This is a genomic window from Paenibacillus alba (genome assembly GCF_013204855.1).
GTDB lineage: Bacteria > Bacillota > Bacilli > Paenibacillales > NBRC-103111 > Paenibacillus_E > Paenibacillus_E alba.
Genome location: NZ_JABMKZ010000016.1, coordinates 140,613 through 155,673, shown reverse-complemented (window position 1 = coordinate 155,673; position 15,061 = coordinate 140,613). Strand labels below are relative to the sequence as shown.

The following is a 15,061-nucleotide window of genomic DNA, read 5'->3' as shown; positions in this document are numbered from 1 at the left end:
TGGGGTATAGTAGTCATTGAGTAGGGCTCCTTCTTGGTGGTGTGGTAATCCCGAGAATACCCTACTTTTTTGTCATTTGCCTATACTCCAAATGTTGGTACACAAACTATTTTACTTCATCGATGAGCGGCCGAAAAAGATAAAAATGCCTGCACAATTGCAGGCATTTCCACTTTTTAACCGAATTCGCTCGGTAATTCCTGTATTTTCGCAGGCTTTTACGGATTATTTGCCTTTCGTCGATAAGGAGCCGATGATTTTACTCATGGCTTCAACATCGAAATCAATTCCTGAGTACAATTCGTAGGTAAACCCTTTATATTCCCAAATCACAATGCCATTCGCATAATAGACCTTTGTCCCTTTGATTGTTTCTGTTTTAACCTCATCTGTGGTGCTGATCCCATTATTTGCGCCCTTTGAAATCAGCAGTGAAATCAGATTTTTATCCTTCTCCTCATACTGCACCTCAACCATACTTTTGCCTTGAGATACTACGTTCATGAATGTATAGGTATCGGATAACCAGGTTGGCGCCGGAAAGTCAATTCCCATAACTTCACGGGCTTTGTCCAACGTCATGGCTGGCGGTGCTTCTCTTTCAATTCGCTCTGTTTCCTTGGCAGATTCGGGGGAAGGGTCTCCTACCTTCGAAACCGGCAGCTCTTTATCGTATTGTGTAATTTCCATATTCCCAACTTGAAAGCGTGCCATTATCGTATGAATCATATCCTGTGCGTAGGAGGTCGTCGAAAATACGCCACCCACACAAACTAATGCAGCGGCAGCTACAGCAATAGACTTCCACGAATTCTTTTTCATAGATATCCCATCCTTTTGTAGGTCAAATAATTGAATTTTTCCTGTTTCCATTTTATATTTTAAGCGATTAAAGATTCGCTCTTTATGAACGTTGTCCCCATCCATCTCGGCATGCGAAAGCAAGGCCGTTACCTTCTCAAATTCCTTTAAATTCCGTGTTTTATTCAAATTGGGCCCCTCCTGTATCTAATTCTTTATGCAGTTTGTTCAAACTTCGGTAGAGAACGACACCAATATTTGATGCACTTACACCCAGTAAGTCGGCAATTTCCGAATTTTTCAAGCCTGCTGCATATTTCATTGCAATGATGTTGCGTTCCCTGTCATTTAGCTTGGCTAATGCTACAAACAGGGCTTGATTATTATCATCTCGTATCACAATTTCTTCTGGAGAGGACTTGGGTAAAAACATATTCATAATTGAATCTAGTGAAAAAGCAGCTCTTTTTTTCTGTGATCGGAAATAGTCTGTCACTGCGTTTCTCGCAATCGCAAACAACCATACCTCGAAATTGGATTTCTCCGGTGAGAAGCTCTGGTATTTGGATATGATGACTTCAAATACATGACTGCATATATCCTCTGCCGCATAGTGATTGTTGATTCGATAGCAGATATACTTATAGACACGACTATAGTACGTCTCATATATTTGAGTAAATCGATCTGTCGTCATGATCCCATCATGTAGATGGCTTTTTTTATTTGGATAAACGCCTGCCTTCAACTGCGCAATCTCCAATGCTTTGCCCTCCCTTCACTTTCTTGATTTACTTTTGTGGGCCTCACATTAGTTAATACGTAAAAAGGTTGAAAGTATTAACAAGGAACTACCCATCTTTCTTTCTCGAACTTTTCCTAAAGATCATATAGCCTAGCAAGCCCCCGCTAACATTTAAAATGAGATCATCCACATCGAAGCTTCCAATCGACAAAACGAGCTGTGAGCATTCCAAGCATAAGCTTAGGCCCAAAGCTCGCATGAATACGCCTAGAAGTGATATTTGATGTTTTTGATCCATCCATACAAGAAATATCCCATACGGCATGAATATCGCAATATTCCCTAATAAGTTAATCAGATCATGGTTGGAGAGACTCTGAATATTACTGGATATGGATGCAAAGGGAACCACATTGGCCGTTTCCCAACGATCCTTGATGTAGCCAAGGTTGCCCAAGTTTCTCAGCAGCTGATGCCAGAGGAAGGGGATATCCATAGAGCTGAACTTAAATAGAATAATTTTGAATACGGCATACATATATACCGCATATAGAGCTGGCACTATGCTGTCTTTCACTCGTATCGCTGCTTTCATTCTGTATCCTCACCTTCTTGATCATCTTGTCTGCCATCATGGAAGTAGTGTCACAATGACACCATCTATATTGTTACCTGACATCTCATAGCGTTGATTGCTAGGCACATGGATGGTCGTACTCTTGGAAACAGGATAATACGTAATCTCGTATTTCTGGACTTTCACTGTCGTCGAAATGGTCTTCTGCTCTTTGATGAAATCCAAGTACTGTTCCAAGGTGAAATTCTTTTGCTGCATAATCAGGCTGTGCGGCAAACCTACATAGCGGAAATGCCAAGGTTCATACTGAATGCCCGTGATGGCCGTTTTGTCCTTGGGATAGCGCAAAATAAACCCATAGGTCCAAGCATTCTTTTTCAACCATTTCCCTTCAGGCGCTTGGTCCATTTCCTTCTGTGTAGATCCGATATCAAGAGCTAGTCCTAGATTATGCTCGCTATAGCCCGCTGGCAATGCGTAGTCCGATCCCATTTCTTTATACAGCTGACCTTGCTCCTTCTTATCTCGATAACCGCTATTGATCATAAAATGATCAATACCGTCTTTGTCAGCTGCCTGAATCATCTTCGTAAAGGGTTGCATAACACTCTGTGATAATCGAATCGTATCGTCCAGCAAGCCAAATCCTTTTATCAACTCTTTATGCTGAAAGAGATTTACCACATCCGTCGTTGTGCCTGCTTGATGGACCGGGTAATCCTTATTAATTAACACTAGATTTCCTTGATAAATCTGGTCTGGTGTTACCTTTATCGTTAGATCGCTCCCTTGAGAGGTCACCGCTTGTACCTCATTGTTAGTCTTGTCTGAATCCCCATTTATGACAACTTCCGCTTTCTGTTGAAAGGCTTCATAGCCCAAAAGCAAGCAGATAACAAGCCAAAAAACCCACTTCTTCATTTTTCGTTTCCTCCCTAACCTTGCTTCATTCAGGATAAGGAAAACTTTTTAAAAAGAAGTGGGCTAATCTTAAAATTTTTCTTAAATTTTCTGCGGTAAACGTACTTCAAAGAGGGTTCGAATCACGCTGCTTTGCACGGAAATCGTTCCACTATGCTGCTCTACAATATTTTTCGCTATAAATAATCCCAGACCTGTACTTCCCCCTTGATGCGTGCGAGCTTGGTCCCCGGTATAGAACATATCAAAGAGATGAGGCAGCTCATCTTCGGGAATACTATTCCCGTAATTGATGACTTGAACGACCACATCCCCTGCATCCAAATGGCCGTTAATATCTACGAATTGACCCTCTTTCCCATAACGGTTGGCATTCGTCAGCAGATTTTCAAATACACGCGCCAACAGCTCTCCGTCCCCCCAAATAGTCATAAGCGGCGTTATATGCAATCTCGCGATCAAATGATTATTCTCGAAAATGGGATACAACTCCTCATTTAATTGAATGAGAAGCTCGCTTAGATCAATTGGTTTCTTATCAATCGTCAGCATGCCATAATTCATTCTAGTAATTTCAAATAATTCATCAATCAACTTTTCGAGGCGTCGAGACTTCGTAAAAGCAATCGTCGTATAATGCTTCACTTGCTCTTTCGTTAATTGATCGTCTTGAAGAATAAAATCCAGATACCCGAGTACAGATGTCAGCGGCGTACGCAAATCATGGGCTAAATTCAAGACCAGCTGATCTTTGCTGCTTTCTGCAAAATCTCCCCGTTCTACCGCCTTTTGCAGCTTCTCGCTCGCCATGTTGATGTCTTCGGCAATATCCTTGAACTCGTCATTGGATGAAATTTGCACACGACTTTGGAAATCGCCATTGGCAAGGCGATGAATTCCCCTCGATATCTCATTAAAATACGCCGCATAGGGCTTAGTCAGGAAAAAGAAAAACAAAATCGCAAGCGGGATAAAAACAATCATAAAAAAGTTGAAATCCCCGATGTTGTATATCACTTGGCGTACTTTGGCTAATGGATTTTCTAACCGAACGCCTGCATAATAGAGCTGCAGAACCTTATAGATGATAAAAGTGACGCCGCCTGACAACAGCATGCTTAAACCTAATAATGCGATCATTTTAGATCGAAAGCTGCGCATCATGTTAACCATTGAACGTGTATCCCACCCCCCAAACGGTTTTGATTAATTTATTTTTATTCGTATCCTCACCAAGTTTCTTCCGAAGAGTACGGATATGCACCATAACCGTGTTCCCGCTCTCGTAATAAGCTTCGCCCCACACTTGCTGGAAAATATGTTCCGCACTAAAAACTTTCTTGGAATGACTAACTAACAGGTACAGAATATCAAATTCTTTGGGCGTTAACTCGATGTTAGCGCCATACAGAGTAACGGTCCGCTGATCGGCATCCAGACTTAATCCCCCTGCTTCCAATACGGCCTTATTGCCTGTCGTTGATTGGTTCAATTGCATGGACCGCCGCAGCTGAGCATTCACCCTGGCGACAAGCTCCATGGGGTTAAACGGTTTGGTCATATAATCATCCGCCCCCATGACCAAGCCCGTTATCTTATCCAAATCTGACGATTTAGCACTCAAAAAAATAATCGGGAGATGATATTGCTCGCGAATTTGCCGAGTCACTTCATGTCCATCCAGCTTAGGCATCATAATATCTAGAATCGCCAAATCAATGGGATGCGATCGAATCGCATGTACCGCCTCTTGGCCGTCCGCGACCTTAATCAGATGGTAACCCTCTTTTTCCAAATGCAAGGCTATCAAATCCGCGATCTCCGGCTCATCATCAGCGATTAGTATCGTCGTACGCTTCATCCAAATCCCGCTCCTGTATATATAGTCTGACCTGTCTTATATGGGTTTCATTCTTATTCTACCCGATTCCACCTTCGGAAAGTACCCTCTGCACCGTTTTGCGAAGTCGATCCGGCTCAACGGGCTTCACGATATAATCATAAGCATACACCTCAAACGCAGCTGAGGCATATTCCTTATAAGAAGTAACAAACACAAGTTTCTTCAGGCTGCCGCTCTCTCTTAATCGCTTGGCAAACTCAATGCCATTCTCTCGCGGCATATTAACATCAATAAATATCAAATCCACCTCATGCTTCTCCAAATACGAATATGCCGCCGTGGTCTCCTGGAAGCTTCCTACGATTTCGATCCCACTCAACTTAGCTAGCATTCGTTCCATAATCAAATGCATAGCCCATTCGTCATCAATAATAATTACCTTCAACTCATGCCCCTCTCCTGCCCCTGCTGCAAGAACATCTGAATTTGATTACATCAAGTATAAACTACCCCAATGATGGCAAAATGACAGATTTCTAGCTTGCTTCGCGAGCGGAGACTGTTTTTTTCGCCGGCTCAGAGCGGGGTGGAGGTTTGGCTGCCTCGGAGACTGCCTTTTTGGCTCACTCATCGCATCTTTTGCGCAGTTTCGCTCCTTTTTACGCCCGAGACTGCCTTTTCGGCAGGCTCAGGGACGGTTCACTGCTTTTCTGCCTCTGAGTCAGCCTTTTCGGCAGGCTCATCGCAGCTTTTGCGCAGTTTCGCTCCTTTTCACGCTCGAGACTGCCTTTTCGGCAGACTCAGGGGCGGTTCACTGCTTCTCTGCCTATGAGACTGCCTTTTCGGCAGGCTCATCACAGCTTTTGCGCAGTTTCGCTCCTTTTCACGCCCGAGACTGCCTCCGACAAATAAAGCAAGCCAAACATCCTTTAGGACAAATCACCTAAAGAACGTTTGGCTCGCTTGCATGAACATAGTCCTGATGCTTTCTGCCCCAGCCGCACATGCTGTCAAGAACGGCGGTCAGCGTTTTGCCATGCTCCGAAATACTATACTCGACTTTGGGGGGGATGTCGGGATACACAACGCGATCAATGAGCCGCGCATCCTCAAGCTCCCGCAATTGCTTCGCAAGCGTTCCTTGGGAGACATCCGGAATGAGGCGCCGCAGTTCGCCGAATCGTTTGGTTCCATCTATCAATAAAATAAACAAGATAAGCGGCTTCCATTTCCCTCCGATCATGTCCAGCGTCGTTAGGACTCCTCTAAGTCGTGGTTCCATTAAATCCATCGTCTTCTTCTCACCTCTACTGTTATCATACCCGCTCACCCGTCTCTTTCCTACCAATAAGTACGAAACTTCGTACCAAGTACGAATGAAGTGCGTACTTGGCAGTGCTCCATTTATATCGAATAATAAAGACACGAATCCTATCCAGTATGAAAGGGGACTGCATCCATGTCCACAATTTCTTTGAAAAACCAGCGTATCGTTATTATCGGGGGAAGCTCCGGGATCGGTCTAGCGACTGCCCAGCAAGCAATCGAACAAGGAGCCACCGTCGTCCTGGCAGGCCGCTCGAAAGAGAAACTGCTCCAAGCTCAGCAGCACCTTGGAAGCGATGCTGTCGAGATTTATCCATTAGACAATCGCGATGAGCAACAGCTGCAAGCATTTTTCGAGCATGTAGGCAGCTTCGACCATTTATTTACGCCGGGAGCCTCCTATGTCAGAGGTCCCATCTCATCCTCATCCGAGATCGCGCACAGCTGCTTCAATGCCAAGTTCTGGCCGCAATATAATGCGGTAAAATATGCATCTCCGCACATCAACCCAACTGGCTCGATAGTGCTTATGTCCGGTGCCTTTGGTCAGCGCCCTTTGGCGGATGGAGCCTCCTATGCGGCCTGCAACGGAGCTATTGAGAGCCTCGGCAAGGCGCTGGCCGTAGAACTGTCCCCGATTCGGGTCAATGTGATTTCCCCAGGAACCATACGCACTTCCTTCAACTGGGAAGGTGCGAAGCAAGAAGTCAGAGACGAGTCCTATGACCATTATACCAAAATCAATATTGTCGGTAGAGTGGGTACAGCCGCCGAAGCCGCGCATACGACTATTTATTTGATGACCAACAACTACACAACCGGAAGCACCTTGTTTCCTGATGGCGGTTATATATTGCGGTAGTGATCTATTTTAAGAGGTGCTGATCTATTTTAAATCGTAAAAATTCCAACCTCACGCTTCAATACCGCGGATAGCTGACGCAGCTCTCTCAGCTTCGTTGTCATTTCATCGACTGTCGCCAACTGTTCCTCCGTGGAAGCTGCTACTTCCTGCGAAGCGGATGCAGATTCATCAATGAGCTTCGAAGACTGCATGAGCGCTTTCAGGGAGTTATGGGACATGGTCGACAGCTCGTTGAATATACTTTGAATGCGCAAGGTGCTTTCGGCGGTTAAGTCCACCTTCTGTACGATCACTTCAAGTGATTCTTGGCCTTGTATCACCAAATCATTCTGCACGATGACCACCTCTTGGCTTGCTTTCATCGTCTTAACAGCTGTATTCGTCTCTTCTTGAATCTTGCGGACAAGCTCTGAAATCTGCTCAGCCGTTCGGCCCGAGCCTTCAGCAAGCTTACGGATCTCGCTTGCAACTACAGCAAAGCCTTTCCCTTCTTCCCCAGCGCGAGCCGCTTCAATCGCCGCATTCAGCGCGAGCAAATGAGTCTGGTTGGCTAATTCGGAAATCATGGTACTCATTTCGCCGATTTCGTTGGATCGGCTGTTCAGCTGTACCATGGCCTCGGTTGAGCTTTGGATCGAGCTAACCATTTTTTCCAAATTATCAACAGAGGCTCTATTGGCTTTCTGGCCAGATTGCACAGCTTCAATTAAAAGATGGGAATCTAGAACCGTTTTCACCGTTTCCAACTTCACTTCCTCGGAAATTTCCCCTGTCCGTTCCATCATCGCAAGAACTTGCCGAACATGTTCGGCTTGTTGTGTCGACCGATCGGCCATATCCGTAATAATCGTTGTGATCTGCTTCGATGATTCATTCGTTTGCTCTGCCGCCACCTGCAGCGTGCCTGCATGGCTGCTCAGATGGTTAGCTTCCATCGTAACATTCCCTACAATTGCTCTTAAGTTATCTAGAAACTGATTCATAGAAGAAGCTAATCTGCCAATTTCGTCCTTGCGTTTCATATGCAGCTTCTGCGTCAAATCACCGCCGTGCGCAACGAGCTCCTCAACATGGTTGTTGATTACACGCAAAGGCCGAACAATACGCCGAGTTAACAAAATAAAGAGCAACACCGTAAAGATAACCATAGCGATAATAAAACCGCCTATAATTAAATAGAGATTTTTCTTCATTGGGCTATTAATCTGGTTGAAAGACGTCGCCAAAACCAGCTTATATCCCGTATCACCAATCATCGTGAAGGCATAAACGTTCTCCATGTCCCCAGTCCCGCTAGTTTCCCCCGTTCGCATAATAAGCTGCCCTACTTGCTGCAATTGGGAGTCCGAATCCTCCATCATTGATTGCCCTATAACGAATTTAGGATTCTCACTTGCCGCATACCGACCTTCTTTATCTAAAATAAAGTAATATTCGCCAGCATGTTCTTTTACTTTTGCGAATACCTCATGGAATTCTCTACTTTGCAGTACTTGCTTAGTATCACTGTTATTCAGAAGTAAATTGTTTAATTTCGCGGAGGCAAGCTCCACTTGGTAATTTAATTTTTGTTCCACTTCATGGCCAACAATTTCATTAAACCTCGAAAATGTATATTGACATAGACCTGCGAAAATAAACACCATGTACACGATAACAGTGATCATAACGATCGTTCGAACTGATTTTTTCTTTTGCATGAATGCCTTTCCTTCCAATCTGGTATGAGATATCTTCTAGTCGTTTTGCGCTTTTGCAATCTTATCTCATTGACTGTTGTGAGCCTAAGAATGAATTTGGCCAGGTTGCTTGGTTCTAGCTCCAACCTCTCTCCTGCAGCGGGTTTCCTTGTTCAGCAGCTCATCCGCTCGCAAGCAGTCCAAGCCCTTGCTGCGAATTTCTTTCAGTACTTCCCTCAATCCGGTTATCATGTGCCGCGGCGCCTCTTCATCTGCTCCAAGCGTATCGCCGCTATCGTGAAGAACGATGATGGACCCGGGTTTAATCCTTTTCAACAACGTACGTTTCAATTGTTCCACGCTGACCGCTGGTTTCCAATCTCCGACCATGACCGACCACAGCACGATCCGATAAGACTTTCTCATCAGAAGGAGGTCGCCTAAATTAAGAAGCCCCCACGGAGGTCGGTAAAAGATGGGCCGCTCTCCAGTTAACCGCTCGACAATATTAGCCGTACGATCCGCTTGCTCCCTCCTATTCGTCCATGGGAACAAGAACCAATTAGAGATATGAACATAGTTATGAATGCCGATTTGGTGCCCTTCCCGGTGCATTCGCTGAATCAGTTCCGGGTATTTCTCGGCCTTGCTGCCCAGTACGAAGAAGGTGCCCTTTACTCCCTGTTCTTTTAATAAGTCCAGCACCTCAGGTGTATAATTAGGATGAGGCCCATCATCGAAAGTAAAGGCAATTCCTTTGGCTGCTTTTCCTTTGGAGAGGACACCCCATCCACATATTCGAGTAAGGATAAACGGAACAATCATATAGAGGATCATCACATCCATAGATAAAATCATTAACATTCGTATCATGAAATCGCCTCTTTCTTCCTTCGATTGTGCAAATCTTGCAAGTCATTATCCCGTAACGCAAAACGCTCCTTCAATGACTGCTTGCTGATTATCAGCATCAAGGGAGCCAGCTTCTCGCTGCTGTATTGGACTCGTTCTTTCCCCTCCGGATGCAGAATACGCAGGAGGAGGCGAAGATACGCCGCATAGAATCGTTGCTGCCATCTAGACTCAATAGGATGCTGCTCAAAGCCTATTCCATGAGTGATTCCCCGGTGAAGCAGCGTAATTCCCGTGATCGCCCGAACTTCCGATAGGTCGGTGTTGCTGTCGAGCTCTTTGCTAATTTGCTTCATGGCATCGCGAAGCATGCGGACCGTCTTCAACCCGGCACGGTCTGCCCCGAACGTGCGTGAAAGCCCCATGACCTGCCGATTATCCAGGTGAAGCTCCCCCACCCAATCTCCGGCCTGTATGCCATGCCCATCCTGACAAGCAATTCTCTTGCCGTGATGCTGCCTGACTACTAATTTACATATCCCATATCTCAACACAGACTTGCTTCGAAATCGGGTGATGAGATCAAACACGTTCTCCCACATCATCCAAAGAGACTGCAAAGGTATTTTCATAAGTGATGCTGCCATGTCATCTATTCCCACTCTCTATTTGGTTTGAATCATCGTACCCGCTAGAAACTTCCGGTTCTCATACTTTGTCAGTTAAACCTTTAGCCATACAGCGTGTATAGCCACCTATCATTTTTACTAAGCCATTGCCCAAATAATGACCAACCCCCATAAGTATTACGCCTACAAGCATTATGAGGAGTGCTTCTTTCAATGTTTGAATTGTCATCCCCATAATGGTTACGTCAATAAAGGAGTATAAAAATGGCGTTAACATGAACATCAGCGGCGCCACATAGAACAGAACGGCACAAAGGATACTGGCAATTCCAATCACGAATTTCAGCATCAGCCAGAAAATCGTTCTCCAATTACGCACATCCGACAATTCCGCTCTAACCTGCTCCCATAAGCTCCCTTCGCCCCTTCGGCTTGAGACCATGGCAATCGAGATATCAGTATAGACCTTGGTTTGCGTCCGTTCATACTGCACGAATGTCCGAGTGGAACGCAGCACATAATGGAGGATCGGAAGCCCCACTAAGGTGAAAGCCATCCCGATACCGAAGGTGATTCCCACCAAATAAAAGCAAAAGTAAAAAATTCCTGTCACAAAAGTAAGCAATAGAAATCTGAAGTTTCTCATGTACTTGCTAATGATTTGATTCATATCGTCTCTTCCTCTCAACTTGAATGATTCTTGCACCCTTACAACTGCTATGCTAGTGCTTATCGTGTCAAAACAGCTAGTGCCATAATGTCATGTGACATGAATTTTCGATCAGATAGCAAAAAACACCCTATCGTCCACTTCCGGGAAGGAAGGGAGAAGACAGAGTGCTTGCGTGGTGGTCTTGCTTTTATATGGTTATAGGTAATCAGTTATTAGTATCTGTCATTCCTCAGGTCCAAGTACTTTCTGTACCGCCTCTTCACGGTTGCGCACGCCCAGCTTCGCGTAGATCGTGGAGGCATAGTTTCTTACAGTGCCATCGGATAAATATAATTTGGCGGCAATGGATTTGTAGCGCAATCCTTTCGAGAGGCATTCCAGAATTTCGATTTCCCGCGGATTAAGACCATACTCGTTATTCTTTTCTTTGGACACCTGCGAAATCGGATGAATGTCATAGTTATCAATCAATACATTCGTAATATCCGGTGTAATTACTTTAGCGCCGCGATGCACGAGACGAATCGTTTCGAATAGCTCCTGCGGCTCCGTAGATTTAAGCAAATAGCCATCTGCTCCGTTACGCAAAGTTTCAACGGCCCTCTCCGTTTCTTGGAACGTTGTCAGGATCAATACGCGGACATCTGGCCACCTCAACTTCATTTGTTTGGTTGCCTCCACACCATCCATGTTGGGCATATGGAGGTCCATCAGCACCACGTGAGGTTGAATCTGCTCGCAGATATCAAGGGCAGCAACACCATCTTCAGCCATACCTACAATTTCGAAATCTTTTTCTCTTTCCAAAATAATTCGAAGACTCTCCCGGATATAGGGCTGATCGTCCACCAGCAATATCCGAACCTTGCCCTCCGGAATTTCCACAAGCCGTGGCAAAAGGCACGTCACCATCGTTCCTTCTCCCGGCTTCGAATAGATATGAACCTGCCCTTGCAGGTTGGAGGCCCGCTCCTTCATAGCACTTACGCCAAAGCCTGCTTGCAAGTCTTCTTTGCCTAATCCATTATCCTGCACTTCCAGCCTAATCTGCTTCTCCTCATAGTGCAGGTTCACCATAATGTCACTGGATTGCCCATGACGCACAGCATTGGTTAACGACTCCTGCAAGCATCTGTATAAGGTCATCTTCGTTTGCTTCGAAACCGAGTACGCCTCCCCGAACGTTCTGATGCGAACCTTCACCTTCGAGAGCGCTTGGAATTCATCCACTAAGTTCCCCAAAGATTGTATCAGAGGCAATGTATCCTGAGGCGCGCCGACTTGATGCAAGTATCGCCGGACTTCCTCCAGGCTATTGCGAGTCAACGCTAGCAAGGAGCCCACCTTACGCTCACCTTCAGGTGTGTTCACCTCGGAACGCAGCGTTTCCAACCCCATCATAATGGAAGTAAACGAATGACCCATCGTATCGTGCAGATCTTTGGATAAGCGATTCCTTTCTTCCAGCAGTGTCATTTGCTCCATTTGGGAGATATACTGCTCTAAGACAGCGTATTGATCTCTAATAATGTTATTTTGCCGATGATTCACCATGAGTAAATGAAAAGCAAACCCAAGCACGTAAGCCAAGCCAAAATCCAGGATCAAATTCACGGCATATTCTTGCTGCGACAACTCGGCTAACAAGAATGGAATCAAAACAATCGTAATAGGACCAGCCCAACGATAAGACTTCTGAGCGCTATTACTAGCGATCATAAAAGCGGGTGCCATAAAAACGAGATAAGAGTCCGGAAACAGATAAGCCAAATACAAGCAGAGACCTCCGGTAAGAAGCATCTCTGCGATAAGGTAATACATGTAATGGAGCTGCAGACAGATCCAGGGAGCTGAGAAAGCGATAATTCCCCATACAATAATAGCCCAGAAGATTATAGTGATATGCTCCGACACCAGTCCTACGGTAACTAGTATAGAAGCAAAGAATAAAATACGAATCAGGAACATCATCCAATCATACCAAAACCACATCTTAACAAGGTTAAACAATCCATTTCCCCCTAAACCCTTCGCTGACTTATCCCTTATTATATGGCAACCCTTTGAAGCCTACTAGTTACAAAAAGTCATAATAAGAGGTGACATTTATGCTTACGGCCTCGTTTTTGTATTTATTGCTATGAAGTCGTTCCTTCTCCTATCATTTCGGCGGTACTCTAGAAACATCCAACCTTAGCAATTCACCTGTCGTTGTATCAATGTAGGCGTAGCCCATAAAGAAACGGAAACACAAAAAGCCATCGCACGATTTCTCTGATAGATCCACTTCATTGTAGAAATATGGCTTCATAAAACGAATGTAATACAATTTAACCTTATCCCCATTTTTTAATTTGTTCATGAATACGGTTTTGGAACCATCTTTACGGCTTAAATTGTCCATTGCTGCTTGTGCGGTTTCGTCTGTGAACAGTGAGGGTATCGTTCTGTTTTCTGTCTTCACAATTTTGAGTTTAGTATCAGGAAGGTATAATGAAATGGCTTTAACAACCGTATAGTTGACATAATACCTATATCCTCCATAACCAATGAAAGTTAGTGCGAGAATGCCCAAGATGAGTAGTGTTTTTTGGTGTTTCACAATTCAGCTCCCCCAAAGAACAGCCGCATTCATTTGCTTTAGCCCTGGTTGTTCAATCGGGAAGTGCCCGGCCCCCTCTAACATTACATATTCTTTTTCACCTATATCCTATATTTACATTTTAGTCCAAATATAGCAGAACGCAAAAAAAAGCATCAAAGACATCGATATGCCCTTGATACTTCTCTTCAATACTCATCCAAATGACGAAACGATTGCATATAGGTGTGGATGTCCTCTTGGTCCAAACATCCGCAGATTGTGCAACTGCTGTCTGGTAAAACCTGCAATTGTGCATCTTTTTGCATGATAAAATGGCATCTAGCCTTAAATTCCTGCGATTGTGCAGGCTTTTCCAGCCAAATCCTGATTTCAGGCCAGAAACACTTCAAAAACCTGCATAATCGCAGGAATTTCCACTATTTACACGATTTCCTTGAAAAAGCCTGCATTTTCGCAGGTTTTATAGATTTCCAGACTCAGCAAGCAATAAGATTTGGTCAAGATAAGCCCATTATCCCAACCCACGCGGAGCCCCAATGACGTGTAGACATGCGTCTTTTATGAATACAATGCCAACAGCTCATGAAGCCTCTTCCGAATCGCTTCTTTCAATTCTGCCGGCCCTTCCAGGACCACTTCGTCTCCTAATCCAATTAGAAACTCCGTATAAAAAGGGATGTCACTGCGTGACACATCCCTATCAATCGACCCGCTTCCGTCTTCGCGCACATGCAGCATCGGAGCAAGCCACAGCTCAGCTTCGCAGCGCTGGATGCCGCCTCGGCTCAGCTCTGCGCGCAGCCGAACAGGCTCTCTCGGCGCGGCAGCCTCGCGCCGGCTGAGGCGGACGTCGCCTAGATCGAGCGGCTCCGTGCCGAACGGATCATCTACCGCCCCGCGAATCCGGTCGCACCGGAAAACGCGAAAGCCCTGACGCAGGAAGCAGTAGGCTGTGCAATACCAAAAACCGTTGTTTGCGTATAGGCAAACAGGCTGAATCCGGCGGCTGCCCGCCCCCTCCTCCTTCGACTCGTAGTCCACGACGAGCACCTTCTGGTGTACGGCCGCATCAAGAAGAATGGCCAAACAGGGGGCATCGCCCCGCCTTGTCGGTGTAATGAAGTCGACCCGGTCCTTCATACCGTCGATCCGGTCCCGGATGTCACCGGGCATATGAAGGTAGAACTTGCTCAGCGCCGCAGCGGATTCCGTTTCGAACGGCAGCGAGGAGTAATGACGCAGGGCGTGCACCGCAAAGAACATCGCTACGGCCTCCTCCTCCGTGAATGCGATGGGAGGCAGAACCCTCTCCCTGATCACCTGATAGCCTCCGTGCGGACCCACCTCAGAGTATAGCGGCACTCCCAGCTCGCTCAGCTCCTGCAAATCCCTTAAAATCGTGCGTGTAGAGACCCCGAACTCGTCGGCAAGCTCCTGAACCTTGAACCGCCTCTTCCGGTTGACCGTCATCATCAGTTCCATCAATCTTTTGGACTTGGGCATCCGGCTCAGCCCCTTTTATAGGAATATTTAAGTTTATGACAA

General features: G+C 45.6%; 16 protein-coding genes. 1 reads left to right on the top strand and 15 read right to left on the bottom strand.

Features of this window, described 5'->3' with window-relative positions:
- Positions 1 to 225: 225 nt before the first annotated feature.
- The 8 genes from HQN90_RS20500 to HQN90_RS20465 form a co-directional block, all read right to left on the bottom strand.
- Entirely contained in the window at positions 226 to 990 is a 765-nt protein-coding gene (locus tag HQN90_RS20500) for a DUF4367 domain-containing protein (protein WP_246362666.1), read from the bottom strand.
- Entirely contained in the window at positions 983 to 1,564 is a 582-nt protein-coding gene (locus HQN90_RS20495; RefSeq protein WP_216855389.1) for a sigma-70 family RNA polymerase sigma factor, read from the bottom strand. The genes HQN90_RS20500 and HQN90_RS20495 overlap by 8 nt, the downstream gene beginning before the upstream one ends.
- A gap of 88 nt (positions 1,565 to 1,652) precedes the next feature.
- Entirely contained in the window at positions 1,653 to 2,141 is a 489-nt protein-coding gene (locus HQN90_RS20490) for a VanZ family protein (RefSeq protein WP_173222065.1), read from the bottom strand.
- A 36-nt stretch (positions 2,142 to 2,177) separates the two neighbouring features.
- Complete coding sequence (gene vanY / locus HQN90_RS20485) at positions 2,178 to 3,044, bottom strand: VanY-A/VanY-F/VanY-M family D-Ala-D-Ala carboxypeptidase (protein WP_173222063.1); 867 nt, start codon at positions 3,042 to 3,044, stop codon at positions 2,178 to 2,180.
- An 81-nt stretch (positions 3,045 to 3,125) separates the two neighbouring features.
- A complete protein-coding gene (locus HQN90_RS20480; RefSeq protein ID WP_173222061.1) occupies positions 3,126 to 4,217 on the bottom strand; it encodes a HAMP domain-containing sensor histidine kinase in 1,092 nt (363 codons plus the stop codon).
- The gene (locus HQN90_RS20475; protein ID WP_173222059.1) at positions 4,210 to 4,905 is read right to left on the bottom strand and encodes a response regulator transcription factor; all 696 of its coding nucleotides are present in this window, start codon (positions 4,903 to 4,905) and stop codon (positions 4,210 to 4,212) included. Before HQN90_RS20475 ends, HQN90_RS20480 begins: the two co-directional genes overlap by 8 nt.
- 58 nt (positions 4,906 to 4,963) lie before the next feature.
- Positions 4,964 to 5,332 (bottom strand): LytR/AlgR family response regulator transcription factor, encoded by a 369-nt coding sequence (locus HQN90_RS20470; protein ID WP_173222057.1) that lies wholly within the window; start codon positions 5,330 to 5,332, stop codon positions 4,964 to 4,966.
- 498 nt (positions 5,333 to 5,830) lie between these two features.
- Positions 5,831 to 6,178, bottom strand: coding sequence for a winged helix-turn-helix transcriptional regulator (locus tag HQN90_RS20465; protein ID WP_079415640.1), 348 nt, complete (start codon positions 6,176 to 6,178; stop codon positions 5,831 to 5,833).
- A 168-nt stretch (positions 6,179 to 6,346) separates the two neighbouring features.
- On the opposite strand from HQN90_RS20465, the gene HQN90_RS20460 reads away from it, so the two are divergent.
- Positions 6,347 to 7,075 (top strand): SDR family oxidoreductase, encoded by a 729-nt coding sequence (locus HQN90_RS20460; RefSeq protein WP_173222055.1) that lies wholly within the window; start codon positions 6,347 to 6,349, stop codon positions 7,073 to 7,075.
- Positions 7,076 to 7,104: 29 nt separating this feature from the next.
- On the opposite strand, the gene HQN90_RS20455 is transcribed toward HQN90_RS20460, so the two are convergent.
- The 7 genes from HQN90_RS20455 to HQN90_RS20425 all read right to left on the bottom strand — a co-directional run bounded on the left by HQN90_RS20455 (position 7,105) and on the right by HQN90_RS20425 (position 15,019).
- Positions 7,105 to 8,778, bottom strand: coding sequence for a methyl-accepting chemotaxis protein (locus HQN90_RS20455; protein WP_173222052.1), 1,674 nt, complete (start codon positions 8,776 to 8,778; stop codon positions 7,105 to 7,107).
- A gap of 84 nt (positions 8,779 to 8,862) precedes the next feature.
- Positions 8,863 to 9,630 (bottom strand): polysaccharide deacetylase family protein, encoded by a 768-nt coding sequence (locus HQN90_RS20450; protein WP_173222050.1) that lies wholly within the window; start codon positions 9,628 to 9,630, stop codon positions 8,863 to 8,865.
- Entirely contained in the window at positions 9,627 to 10,256 is a 630-nt protein-coding gene (locus HQN90_RS20445) for a YkoP family protein (protein WP_173222048.1), read from the bottom strand. The genes HQN90_RS20450 and HQN90_RS20445 overlap by 4 nt, the downstream gene beginning before the upstream one ends.
- 61 nt (positions 10,257 to 10,317) lie before the next feature.
- On the bottom strand, positions 10,318 to 10,908 hold the full coding sequence (locus HQN90_RS20440) for a sensor domain-containing protein (RefSeq protein WP_216855388.1): 591 nt from the start codon (positions 10,906 to 10,908) through the stop codon (positions 10,318 to 10,320).
- Between the two features lie 225 nt (positions 10,909 to 11,133).
- Positions 11,134 to 12,921, bottom strand: a complete 1,788-nt coding sequence (locus tag HQN90_RS20435; protein WP_173222046.1) for a helix-turn-helix transcriptional regulator — start codon at positions 12,919 to 12,921, stop codon at positions 11,134 to 11,136.
- A 151-nt stretch (positions 12,922 to 13,072) separates the two neighbouring features.
- Positions 13,073 to 13,513: a hypothetical protein gene (locus HQN90_RS20430; RefSeq protein ID WP_173222044.1), complete on the bottom strand. Its 441-nt coding sequence runs from the start codon at positions 13,511 to 13,513 to the stop codon at positions 13,073 to 13,075.
- Positions 13,514 to 14,074: 561 nt separating this feature from the next.
- Positions 14,075 to 15,019 carry a helix-turn-helix transcriptional regulator gene (locus HQN90_RS20425; protein WP_173222042.1) on the bottom strand — a complete coding sequence of 315 codons (945 nt, stop codon included), beginning with the start codon at positions 15,017 to 15,019 and terminating at the stop codon, positions 14,075 to 14,077.
- Positions 15,020 to 15,061: the final 42 nt, after the last annotated feature.